Raw genomic sequence first — 11065 nt, 5'->3', positions numbered from 1 at the left:
AACACCTCCGGCCAAAAGCCAAAAGTGTTACCCATGTGTCCGGTACAAAACGTCACCTATGTCTCGGGTCGCTCACCGTGACAAATGCACGTTCAGGACAGCGGCTTTTTTGGCGATCAGTCCTTCCAGATCCGCGTCCGATCGGGTGGTGCCGGTGCGTTCGCGCAGCAGGGAGATCATCGCGCGCATCGAAAGCGGGGCGGTTTTTTGCTGAACCAGGATCGCGTCCACCGCGCCGGCAACGTCGGGGCCTTCCGCTGGTGCTCTCATGGTCGGATCCTTTCTGTCCAGCTCCGCCTCGGTGCCGCCGACCGATCCTCTGATGCCGCGGTCAAAGACGACGGCCAACCCGTTCTTGACGGCGAGGGCCGCGACCATGTCGTCGAGTTCGTGGTCCGAAAAGCTGGGGTCGGAAGGCGTGGGTTTCAGGATTCTGTGAATCACCCTGGCGGCCTGGTCCGTCGAAACATAGCCGAAGCGCTGTTTTCTAGCTTCGACATATTGTTCGATGATCATGTCAAGCCGGCGGGCTGCAATGTCCTTTGATTGCTGCATCGGAACCTCCTCGGGTCGTCATGGCGCGCAGGAGCAGCACCTAAAGAGATAGGGCCGCCCGGAAGAACATCAAACATGAGAAATGACGCATCTGCCGATGGTGGAGGAACGATCGCGCCGCTGATGCATTTTTGCCTGTGACCAGCTTATTGAGGGAACGCAGGCCAATGAAGATCGCCCATATCGCGCCGCTGTATGAATCCGTGCCGCCAAGGCTCTATGGAGGCACCGAACGCATCATCTCCTATCTCACCGAAGCTCTGGTCGGGCTCGGCCATGATGTGACGTTGTTTGCCAGCGGCGATACCAGGACCTCCGCCCGGCTGGTCGCGTGCCGGGAACGGGCGCTGCGCCTCGATCCCCGGCCGTTGAAGTCGGAGATCGCGGCGCATCTGTCGATGCTCGAGGAAGTCAGGAGACAGGCCGACGATTTCGACATTCTTCACTTCCATCTCAGCCACTTCCTGCATTTCCCGTTTTTCCGCCATATGCCGGAGCGCACGGTGACGACGCCGCATGGCAGGCTGGACTATGTGGATCTGGCACAGGCCTATGAGCGGTTCCCGCGTTTTCCGATGATTTCCATTTCACGCAGCCAGAGGACGAGGCTCGCGTCCGCCAACTGGTTGGCGACCATCCATCATGGGCTGCCGCTCGATCTCTATGGGCCGGATTTTGAAGCCGGCTCCGACGGTACATATCTGGCGTTCCTCGGCAGGATGTCGCGCGACAAGCGGCCGGACCGGGCGATCGAGATTGCCAGGCGCACGGGCCTGAGGCTCAAGCTCGCGGCCAAGGTGGGCGACGGTGACCGGGCCTATTTCGAGGAGGTCGTCCAGCCGCTGATCGATGGCGATCGCGTCGAATATGTCGGCGAGATCAGCGAGGACCAGAAGAGCAGGTTTCTCGGCAACGCCGCTGCCTTGCTGTTTCCCATCGACTGGCCCGAGCCTTTTGGTCTGGCGGTAATCGAGGCGATGGCCTGCGGAACCCCTGTCATGGCTTGGAGCTGCGGCGCCATGCCCGAGATCATCGATCACGGTGTGACCGGCTTCGTCGTCGAAACCCTCGAGGATGCCGTCGCCACCATGCCGGCCCTGCTTCAGCTCGACAGGCGCCGGATAAGGGCCGTTTTCGAAGGACGGTTCTCGGCCGACCGCATGGCGCGCGACTATGTCGCCACCTATTCACAGGCGATCGACACTCAACAAATCAGGGCTTCCTAGTACAGTGCCCCGTTCAGAAACAAGCACGGGACAGTCTTCTTGACCATCACCCAACTTGACGAGCGCAAGCTTGATCCCGCAATAGCCTTGGCCTCCCTGGACGAAACCGCGCCGAGGGAACCGCACCGGCTCTTCGCACTCAAGCATGGCGACTGCTTCGCCGTCGCCGATTCCTATGGCGACATACGCGGTGTGGGCGACGGCTTCTTCCGCGACGACACGCGCGTGCTTTCCGAATTCCGCCTCGCGGTGGGCGGTCGTTCGACGTCGTTGCTGGGCGCATCGCTGAGCCAGGACAATGTCCTGTTCACCTCCAACCTGACCAATCTGCCTATAGAGAGTGCCGGCGGCCGTCCTATCCCGCAAGGAGCGATCCACATCGAGCGTGTCAGGCTGCTGTGGGAGGACCGCCTGTATGAGCGCCTGACCCTTTCCAACTACAGCCAGGAACATTCGACCGTCCTGCTTTCGCTGCGCTTCGCCGCCGATTTCCGCGACATGTTCGAAGTTCGTGGCTCGACACGCGCCAAACGAGGCACCGCCCATACCGCCGAGATGGACCAGAACTCGGTTCTGCTTCGCTATGAAGGCCTGGACAAGGTGGTGCGTACGTCGACGATATCGTTTTCGCAGAAACCCGACGAATTGACCTCCGACCGGGCGGATTTCTTCATTGCAGTCACCAAACGCAGCCGCAAGACACTGTATGTCGAGGTCGGCAGCGAGATGGCCGATGTTCCCGACCGCGACCGGTTTCGCGCCGCAGCGGCGCGTGCGCGTTTCGGCATGCGCGCCAAGCGCCGCCATGGCGCGACGCTGCACAGTTCGGGCAGGGTGTTCAACGACTGGATGGAGCGCGCTCGGGCCGACGTGGCGCTGCTCACCACCGAACTCGCGACCGGCCCTTATCCCTATGCCGGCATTCCGTGGTTCTCGACGGCCTTCGGCAGAGACGGCGTGATCTCGGCGTTGCAGATGCTCTGGCTCAATCCCGGCCTGGCGCGCGGCGTGCTTGCCTTTCTTGCGCAACATCAAGCGACCGAAACCTCGCCCTTCAGCGACTCTCAGCCCGGCAAGATCATGCATGAAACGCGCAAGGGTGAAATGACGGCCCTAAGCGAGTTGCCGTTCGGCCGCTACTATGGCGGTGTCGATACCACCCCGCTCTACGTTCATCTCGCCTGCGCTTACGCGGACCGCACCGGCGACATGGTCTTTATCGACGGCCTATGGCAGTCGCTATGTGCAGCCGCCGAATGGATCGAGGCGGCAAGCGCTTCGACCGGATTCGTCACCTACCGGCGTGCGGCGGAGTCAGGCCTCGCCAACCAGGGATGGAAGGACAGCTTTGATTCGGTCTTTCATGCAGACGGTCGTATCCCGAAGGGGCCGATCGCGCTGGTCGAAGTGCAGGGCTACGTCTTCGCGGCGTTCCAGGGGCTGGCGAGACTGGCTCGCCGGCGAGGCGAGACAGAAAAGGCGGAAGGCTGGGAAAGGCGGGCCGAAGAGATCCGCCGGCGGGTTGAAAGTCATTTCTGGATCGAAGAGCTGGGTTATTACGCGCTGGCGCTCGATGGCGACGGCCGGCCATGCGAGGTGCGCACATCCAATGCCGGACATCTGCTCTATGTCGGACTTCCGAATCCTGATCGGGCGCGGATCGTCGCCGATCAGTTGCTGTCGGCTTCTTTTCACTCCGGCTGGGGATTGAGGACGCTCGCCGACGACGCAATATTCTTCAATCCCATGTCGTATCACAATGGCTCCATCTGGCCGCACGACACGGCGATATGCGCGGCAGGCCTTGCGCGGTACGGCATTCGCGACAATGTGGTGCGGCTGATGAGCGGGACGTTCGAATCCGCCGTCCATTTCAACATGCGCCTGCCCGAACTCTTCTGCGGCTTCACCCGCGCACCGGGCGAGGCGCCGATCGCGTATCCGGTCGCTTGCCTGCCGCAGGCCTGGTCGGCAGGTTCCGCCTTCATGCTGATGCAGGCCTGTCTGGGCCTCCATATCGACGGCTGGGCCGGCGAAATCCATGTCACAAGGCCACGCCTGCCAATCGGCATCGACAGCCTGGTGATCCGCCATCTCGCGGTGGCGGGCACGGCAGTCGACCTGACGTTCCAGCGGGTAGGAGACCGTGTGGGCGCGTTCCTGGCCGACCGCCATGAAGGGTTGGCGCCTTTGATCGTGCGCAGCTAAAAACCGGAACCATCACCGGCGACGTGCGTTGCACCATCTCCCCCGCGGAGAGGCGCGACCTAGGCCGGAGCAATTCACATCGATGCCAGACAACAATTTTGACTTCCTCCACTCTGCCTCCGCTCTATGGTTCGTCATTCTTGCCAGCCTCGGCGTTTCCCTTGTTGCCTTGGTGATTTCCGCGCTGCGATCCCGCCGGACCCCGCCGGAACCGGCGAATGTCGAGCCTCCACCGGCTCGTGTCGTATTGCGGGAGTTCGAAAAGAATGGCCATTCCGCCGACGCGGCGCTCGTCAACTGGTCGCCCTCGACACTGCGCGAAATCCTGGCGAAGGAACTGCCGGATGCGCAAGTGATCGTCGTCTCCAACCGCGAGCCCTACATTCACAATCTCAGGGATGACAATGTCGACCTGGTTGTGCCGGCCAGTGGACTTGTCTCGGCGCTGGAGCCGATCACCCGTGCCTGCGCGGGAACCTGGATAGCCTATGGCGGCGGCTCGGCGGATCATCTCGTCGTCGACCAGAACGACCGCATCGAGGTCCCACCTGAGAACCCATCCTACACGTTGCGCCGTGTCTGGCTGACCGACGAGGAACAGCAAGGCTATTATCTGGGCTTTGCCAATGAGGGTCTCTGGCCCCTGTGCCACATAGCCTTTACGCGGCCCGTCTTCCGCACGTCCGACTGGGAAACGTACGAAGCCGTCAATCGCAAATTCGCCGATACCGTCGTTGCCGAAGCGCGGAACGAACGCCCGATCGTCCTCGTCCAGGACTATCATTTCGCGCTGCTGCCGCGAATGATCCGGGAACGCCTGCCCGATGCGATCATCATCACCTTCTGGCACATTCCGTGGCCAAATTCGGAAGTCTTCAGCATCTGCCCCTGGCGGGAAAAGATCCTGGACGGCCTGCTGGGGAGCTCTATCATCGGCTTTCATACGCAGTTCCACTGCAACAACTTCATCGAGAGCGTCGACCGCTTCCTGGAAAGCAGGATCGAGCGCGAGGATTCGGCGATCTCCTATGGCGGCCAGACCAGCCTGGTCCACGCCTATCCGATCTCGATAGAGTGGCCGCCGGCTCAACTCGGGAAATTGCCCGCCATCGCGCAGTGCCGCGCGCGAATTCGCGAAAAATTCGGGCTGGCGGACAATGTCAGCCTCTGTGTCGGCGTCGAGCGCCTCGATTATACGAAAGGCATTCTCGACCGGTTTCATGCATTGGACGAACTGTTCAAGCAACACCCGGAGTGGATCGGCCAGGTGGCCTTCCTGCAGATCGCGGCGCCAAGCCGTGGAACCTTGCCGGCCTACCAGCAACTGCACGAGGAATGCCTGCGTTGCGCGGCGGAGCTCAACGAGCGTTATGGCCGGGACGGCTACACGCCTGTCTTGATGGTGGCTGAACACCATTCCCAGGAGCAGGTCTACGAAATCTACCGAGCCGCCGATGTCTGCATGGTGACCAGCCTGCACGACGGAATGAACCTGGTCGCCAAGGAATTTGTCGCCGCACGCGACGACGAGCAGGGCGTGCTGATGCTCAGCATGTTTGCCGGCGCTTCCAAGGAGCTTCTCGAGGCGCTGATCGTCAATCCTTACGACGCGACGATGATGGCCGAGGCGTTGCTGCAGGCATTGACCATGGTGCCCGCCGAGCAGCGCCAGCGCATGCAGCGCATGCGCGAGATCGTCCGCGACAACAATGTCTATCGCTGGGCGGGCAGCATGCTTCTCGACGCCGCCCGCTTGCGCAAGCGAATCGCGATCGACCCCGCCGGGCCGGGCTCCGTTGCCGCGGCCAATGTGATATCGCTGCTTGATCGCAAACGGGTCGCGGCGCTGTGATGTCGGGATCGGCAAATCTGTCCGTGCCGACCGTCCCGCAAGGCCGATGGGCACTCTTCCTGGACATTGACGGTACGCTTCTGGAACATGCCGCGCATCCCGACGCGGTGGTCGTCGGTGATGCGTTGCGAAGCATGCTGACAAGGCTGGACGGGCGTCTGGCTGGCGCTCTGGCTTTCATTACAGGAAGATCCGTTTCCGCCGTCGACCGGCTCTTCCAGCCGCTGCGCCTGCCGGCTGCGGGTCTATACGGCCTGGAGCACCGGCTTGTCCGTGACGGGCCTGTCGAGGCGGCCGACGAGCCCGCCGACATTGCCGCGCTTGCCGAGGAAATCGAGGCGGAACTGGACAATGTGGACGTCTATATCGAGCGCAAGGGCCCGATCCTGGCCATTCATACGCGTGCGGCGCCGCAGTTGCTGCAACGGGCGACGCAACTGGTCGAACAGGCCCTGGAGCGGCTTCCGCGGGGATATCGGGTTCTTGCCGGCAATGCCGGGGTGGAACTGATGCCGCTCGAGGCGGCCAAGGGAGCGGCAATCAGGCGTTTCTGCGAGTTGCCGGCTTTCCGGGGGCGGATTCCCGTATTCCTCGGAGACGACACGTCGGATGAGAACGGCTTCGAAGCCGTCAATGAAATGGATGGCATTTCGGTCCGCATCAAACCGCAAGGGAAAACCGTGGCGCGCCACGCGCTGGCCGATGTCGGCGAGACCCTGGCCTGGCTTGAATCCCTATGTCACGACCAATCGGGCACTGGCCGGTTTGAGGAGGCGGTCCAGCCCACTGTCCGGCAGAGTTGAGGCCGCAAAACGCATTTTGCGCCTTTGAAGAACGGGTTTCAGGAGTTGATCAATGATCCAATTCACCAGCCTCATCCACGAGATCATGCCCGCGTGGCTCCGGCGGCGTTCGCGCCGGCGCATGCAGGACACGGAGACAACTTTCGATCCATCGCGTCCTGAAGACGCCGATGCCGTCTGGCGAAAGGCCGTCGAGAGGGACCTGTTCGGCGCAAACACGCCCGACTATACCGAGACCGAACAGAAGAAGCGCGATCACCACTGACGGAGGCTGTCAGCCTTCCGCGAAGACCAGCGAGACATTGCCGCCGGCATGCCGTTCGAGCCGGCCGGCGAGGTCGAGCTCCAGGAGCACCATGAACACCTGGGCCGGATGCAGGCCGGTGTGGCGGATGATCTCGTCGATCGCCACCGGCGTCGGGCCGAGCGCTTCGGTCACCCTGGCGCGGTCGTTTTCGCCGGGTGGCGGCGTGGCCGAGAAATCGGGGGGATCTTCAAAGGGCGGCAGTTCGGGGGCCCGCAAACCGGTCAGCGGCGCGATTGCCCTGTGAATGTCGGCGGCTTCGGTGACCAAGGTGGCACCGTCCTTGAGCAGGCCATTGGTGCCGGCGGCGCGTGGATCAAGCGGCGAGCCGGGTACGGCGAAGACCAGCCGGCCCATTTCGCCTGCGAGCCTGGCGCTGATCAGGGACCCGGAACGCTGCGCCGCCTCGACCACCACCAGACCGACTGCCGCGCCCGCGACGAGGCGGTTGCGGCGCGGAAAATCCTGGGCACGCGGCTGCCAGCCGAACGGCATCTCCGAAATGATGGCGCCGCCGCGCTCGACGATCTCGTCGCATAGGCCGGCATTCTCAGGCGGGTAGGGCAGATCGAGGCCTCCGGCCAGCACGCCGATCGTGCCGGTCGAGAGGCTGCCCTGATGTGCTGAAGTGTCGATGCCACGCGCGAGGCCGGAGATGATGGCGTAACCGTCGCGGCCAAGGTCGGTCGCCAGCATGCGCGCCATCTTGATGCCGGCGAGCGAGGCGTTGCGGGCGCCGACGATAGCTACCGCGGGCAGCCGGAACACCGCGCCTTCGCCTTTCACCGCCAGCAGCGGCGGCGGATGGTCCATGTTTTTCAACAGGGCGGGATAGTCCGGCTCGCCGATACCGACAAAACGGGCGCCTGCCCGCCGTGCGGCCTCCAGTTCCGCTTCAGCCTCGGCGATCGAGGGAATGCGGGCGATCCTGCTGGCGCCGGCCGAAATCATCAGCTCCGGCAGCATTTCCAGCGCGACCTCGGCCGAACCGAACCGGTTGATCAGGTCGCGAAAGGAGGCGGGACCTACATTCTGGCTGCGGATCAGCCGCAGCCAGCTCAACCGCTGCCGGTCGCTGAGGCGCGGTCCGGCGAGCGGCTTGCTCACTCCTTCGCCCCGATTTTGCCCTCGGTGCCGGCAAGCAGGCGTGAAATGTTGGCCCGGTGCTTGATGAAGACGATCAGGCTCATCACGACGAACAATGCGGCAATCTGCGGTGTGCTCAGGAAATAGAGGGCGATCGGCACGGCGACCGCGGCCGTCAGCGCTGCAAGCGAGGAGTAGCGGAACAGGAATGCCATGGCCAGCCAGACGATGGCGAAGATCAGCGCCACCTGCCAGGCAAGGCCGATCAGCACGCCGAGATAGGTGGCGACGCCCTTGCCTCCCTTGAATCCGAGCCAGATCGGGAAGAGATGGCCGAGGAAGGCGCCAAGGCCGGCCCAAGCGCCGAGTTCGGGCGCGAAATGGCCCGCGATCAGCACCGCGGCCGTGCCCTTCAGCGCGTCGAGCAGCAGCGTGGCCGCGGCAAGGCCCTTGTTGCCGGTGCGTAGCACATTTGTCGCGCCGATGTTGCCGGAGCCGATCTGGCGCACGTCGCCAAGCCCTGCCGCACGGGTCAGCAGAAGCCCGAACGGAATCGAGCCCAAGAAATAGCCGAGCACCAGCGCCGGGATCAGGTTGTAAGTCATTGTTCCCCCCGCATTTCCCCCTGACGGGCTGAATTCGGCGCGATGCGCCGCCGCCAGCTCAGACCGAGAACACTGTGCGGCCCGCCACCAGCGTTTGCAAGACCTTGCCCTGCAGGCGCGCGCCTTCGAAACAGGTGTTCTTCGAGCGCGAGCGAATGCCGCTTTCGCTGACGATCCAGGGTTCATCCAGATCGACAAGCGCAAGGTCCGCGACAGCGCCGGGCTTGAGCGTGCCGCCAGGCAGGCCGAACAGCCTTGCCGGCGCCGTGGACAAGGTCTCGATCAGCCGCGGCAGCGGCACGTCGCCATTGTGGTAGAGCCGCAAGGCGGCGCCCAGCAACGTTTCGAGCCCAATGGCGCCGGCTGCGGCGTCGGCGAAGGGCAGGCGCTTGGTGTCGACGTCCTGCGGATCGTGCGAGGAGACGATGATGTCGACCGTGCCGTCCCTGATCGCTTCGATCATCGCCAGGCGGTCTTCCTCGGCGCGCAGCGGCGGGGTCAACCGGAAGAAGGTGCGATATTCGCCGACATCGTTTTCGTTGAGTGACAGATTGTGGATCGACACGCCCGATGTGACGGTCGCGCCGTCGGTCTTCGCGCGCGCCACCGATGCCGCCGCCATCGCCGTCGATATCTTTGCCGCGTGGTAGGAGCCGCGCGTCAGGCGCGCCAGGGCAAGGTCGCGCTCCAGCGGGATGGTTTCGGCTTCACGCGGAATGCCGGAAAGCCCCAGCCAGCTGGCGTAGAGTCCCTCGTTCATCACGCCCGACGACGCGAGGTCGGCATCCTGGGTTTCGTGCACGATGGTTGCGCCGAAATCGCGGGCATAAGTCAGCGCCCGGCGCATCACCAGCGCGCTTGATATGGTGTGGCGGCCGTCGGTGAAGGCGGCGGCGCCGGCCTCGCGCAGCAGCCCGAATTCGGTCATCTCGCGGCCGTCGAGGCCCTTGGTGATGGCTGCGGCCGGGAAAATATTCACGATTGCCGTGTCCTTGGCGGTGCGCAGCACGAATTCGACCAGGGCCACATTGTCGATGACCGGATCGGTATCGGGCATCATGACGATCGAGGTGACGCCGCCGGCAGCCGCGGCGACACTTGCCGACGCGATCGTTTCGCGATGTTCTCCGCCCGGTTCGCCGATGAAGACGCGGCCGTCGATCAGGCCTGGAATGACCGCCTTGCCGGCGCAGTCGATGATGGTGGCGCCTTCGGGCGCCCCCTGGTTCAGCGCAGCCTTGCCGGCGGCGGCTATCTTCTTCCCGTCGACGATGACCGTCCCGGTCTCGTCTACGCCGCGCGAGGGGTCGATGATGCGGGCGCGCTCGAACACCGTGATGGTCATGCGCCGCGGCCCTCATGGTTGCGGCGCGGGTCGAGCAGCGCTTCCATCACCGCCATGCGCACGGCAACGCCCATCTCGACCTGTTCCTGGATGACGCTCTGCGGGCCATCCGCGATCTCCGAGGCGATCTCGACGCCACGGTTCATCGGTCCCGGATGCATTACCAGAGCGTCGTCCTTGGCCGCTTTCAGCTTCTCGGCGTCAAGGCCGAAATAGCGGAAATATTCGCGCACCGAAGGCACGAAGGCGCCTTCCATCCGCTCGCGCTGCAGGCGCAGCATCATCACCACGTCGGCATCTTTCAGGCCCTCGGCCATTGAGCCGGTGACGATCACGCCCATCCTGTCGATTCCCGAGGGAAGCAGTGTCGAGGGCGCGACGACGCGCACCTGCGCGCCGAGCGCGTTGAGCAGCATGATGTTGGAACGGGCGACACGCGAATGCAGGATGTCGCCGCAGATCGCCACGATCAGTTTCGACAGGGGACCCTTGGCGCGGCGGATGGTCAGCGCGTCGAGCAGTGCCTGTGTCGGGTGCTCGTGCGCGCCGTCCCCCGCATTGACCACGGAGCAGCCGACCTTCTGCGCCAGAAGGGCGGCCGCACCCGCCGACTGGTGGCGGATGATCAATATGTCGGGCCGCATGGCGTTCAGCGTCATGGCCGTGTCGATGAGCGTCTCGCCCTTCTTCACCGAGGAACTCGCCACCGACATGTTCATGACGTCGGCGCCGAGACGCTTTCCGGCTAGCTCGAACGACGACTGCGTCCGCGTGGAAGCCTCGTAGAACAGGTTGATCTGGGTGCGGCCGCGCAGTGTCGAGGTTTTCTTCTCGGATTGCCGCGAGATCGCGACAGCCCGGTCCGCCCTGTCGAGCAGAAGCTCGATGTCGGCGGGGGAAAGATCGCGGATGCCCAGAAGATGGCGGTGGGGATAGAGTGGCAGGGACGAAGCGTCGGTCATCTCAAGGGGCTGCTATAGGGTGGACGTTCCATGGCTGCAAGCGCCAGCTTTGGATTGCGGCTGTTCTCCCCGGTATTTTCGTCGCGCGCCTTGGGCTATATCTAGCCCATGGCTCCGGA

10 protein-coding genes are annotated in these 11065 nt (G+C 63.7%); 5 read left to right on the top strand and 5 right to left on the bottom strand.

Annotation, left to right across the window (positions count from 1 at the left end; translation table 11 throughout):
• Nucleotides 1–72: 72 nt before the first annotated feature.
• Complete coding sequence (locus FJ979_RS31555) at nt 73–516, bottom strand: hypothetical protein (RefSeq protein WP_246679396.1); 444 nt, start codon at nt 514–516, stop codon at nt 73–75.
• A gap of 206 nt (nt 517–722) precedes the next feature.
• Here FJ979_RS31555 and FJ979_RS31550 point away from each other — a divergent pair, with 206 nt between their 5' ends.
• The 5 genes from FJ979_RS31550 to FJ979_RS31530 all read left to right on the top strand — a co-directional run bounded on the left by FJ979_RS31550 (nt 723) and on the right by FJ979_RS31530 (nt 6909).
• The gene (locus tag FJ979_RS31550; RefSeq protein ID WP_140584624.1) at nt 723–1781 is read left to right on the top strand and encodes a glycosyltransferase family 4 protein; all 1059 of its coding nucleotides are present in this window, start codon (nt 723–725) and stop codon (nt 1779–1781) included.
• Between the two features lie 45 nt (nt 1782–1826).
• On the top strand, nt 1827–3989 hold the full coding sequence (locus FJ979_RS31545) for an amylo-alpha-1,6-glucosidase (protein WP_140584627.1): 2163 nt from the start codon (nt 1827–1829) through the stop codon (nt 3987–3989).
• An 82-nt stretch (nt 3990–4071) separates the two neighbouring features.
• Nucleotides 4072–5841 (top strand): trehalose-6-phosphate synthase, encoded by a 1770-nt coding sequence (locus FJ979_RS31540; RefSeq protein ID WP_140584623.1) that lies wholly within the window; start codon nt 4072–4074, stop codon nt 5839–5841.
• The gene (gene otsB, locus FJ979_RS31535; protein ID WP_140557734.1) at nt 5841–6644 is read left to right on the top strand and encodes a trehalose-phosphatase; all 804 of its coding nucleotides are present in this window, start codon (nt 5841–5843) and stop codon (nt 6642–6644) included. Before FJ979_RS31540 ends, otsB begins: the two co-directional genes overlap by 1 nt.
• 52 nt (nt 6645–6696) lie before the next feature.
• Nucleotides 6697–6909: a hypothetical protein gene (locus tag FJ979_RS31530; protein WP_140498769.1), complete on the top strand. Its 213-nt coding sequence runs from the start codon at nt 6697–6699 to the stop codon at nt 6907–6909.
• 9 nt (nt 6910–6918) lie between these two features.
• Here FJ979_RS31530 and dprA read toward each other — a convergent pair whose 3' ends face one another.
• The 4 genes from dprA to FJ979_RS31510 are packed head-to-tail and all read right to left on the bottom strand — an operon-like array spanning nt 6919 to nt 10946.
• The gene (dprA, locus tag FJ979_RS31525; protein WP_140564503.1) at nt 6919–8055 is read right to left on the bottom strand and encodes a DNA-processing protein DprA; all 1137 of its coding nucleotides are present in this window, start codon (nt 8053–8055) and stop codon (nt 6919–6921) included.
• Complete coding sequence (plsY, locus tag FJ979_RS31520) at nt 8052–8639, bottom strand: glycerol-3-phosphate 1-O-acyltransferase PlsY (protein WP_140515331.1); 588 nt, start codon at nt 8637–8639, stop codon at nt 8052–8054. The genes dprA and plsY overlap by 4 nt, the downstream gene beginning before the upstream one ends.
• A 58-nt stretch (nt 8640–8697) precedes the next feature.
• The gene (locus tag FJ979_RS31515) at nt 8698–9984 is read right to left on the bottom strand and encodes a dihydroorotase (RefSeq protein WP_140525336.1); all 1287 of its coding nucleotides are present in this window, start codon (nt 9982–9984) and stop codon (nt 8698–8700) included.
• Nucleotides 9981–10946 (bottom strand): aspartate carbamoyltransferase catalytic subunit, encoded by a 966-nt coding sequence (locus tag FJ979_RS31510; RefSeq protein ID WP_140515333.1) that lies wholly within the window; start codon nt 10944–10946, stop codon nt 9981–9983. The genes FJ979_RS31515 and FJ979_RS31510 overlap by 4 nt, the downstream gene beginning before the upstream one ends.
• Nucleotides 10947–11065 lie beyond the last annotated feature (119 nt).

Source organism: Mesorhizobium sp. B1-1-6, from assembly GCF_006443035.1.
Lineage (GTDB): Bacteria > Pseudomonadota > Alphaproteobacteria > Rhizobiales > Rhizobiaceae > Mesorhizobium.
Note: the sequence above shows the minus strand (reverse complement) of the source record. Positions and strands in the feature narration are given on the sequence as shown.

What these genes read in the sequence shown, in the direction of transcription:
- FJ979_RS31555 (WP_246679396.1), bottom strand. Translation starts at nt 516, where the DNA reads ATGATCATCGAACAATATGTCGAAGCTAGAAAACAGCGCTTCGGCTAT.
- FJ979_RS31550 (WP_140584624.1), top strand. Translation starts at nt 723, where the DNA reads ATGAAGATCGCCCATATCGCGCCGCTGTATGAATCCGTGCCGCCAAGG.
- FJ979_RS31540 (WP_140584623.1), top strand. Translation starts at nt 4,072, where the DNA reads ATGCCAGACAACAATTTTGACTTCCTCCACTCTGCCTCCGCTCTATGG.
- otsB (WP_140557734.1), top strand. Translation starts at nt 5,841, where the DNA reads ATGTCGGGATCGGCAAATCTGTCCGTGCCGACCGTCCCGCAAGGCCGA.
- FJ979_RS31530 (WP_140498769.1), top strand. Translation starts at nt 6,697, where the DNA reads ATGATCCAATTCACCAGCCTCATCCACGAGATCATGCCCGCGTGGCTC.
- plsY (WP_140515331.1), bottom strand. Translation starts at nt 8,639, where the DNA reads ATGACTTACAACCTGATCCCGGCGCTGGTGCTCGGCTATTTCTTGGGC.
- FJ979_RS31515 (WP_140525336.1), bottom strand. Translation starts at nt 9,984, where the DNA reads ATGACCATCACGGTGTTCGAGCGCGCCCGCATCATCGACCCCTCGCGC.
- FJ979_RS31510 (WP_140515333.1), bottom strand. Translation starts at nt 10,946, where the DNA reads ATGACCGACGCTTCGTCCCTGCCACTCTATCCCCACCGCCATCTTCTG.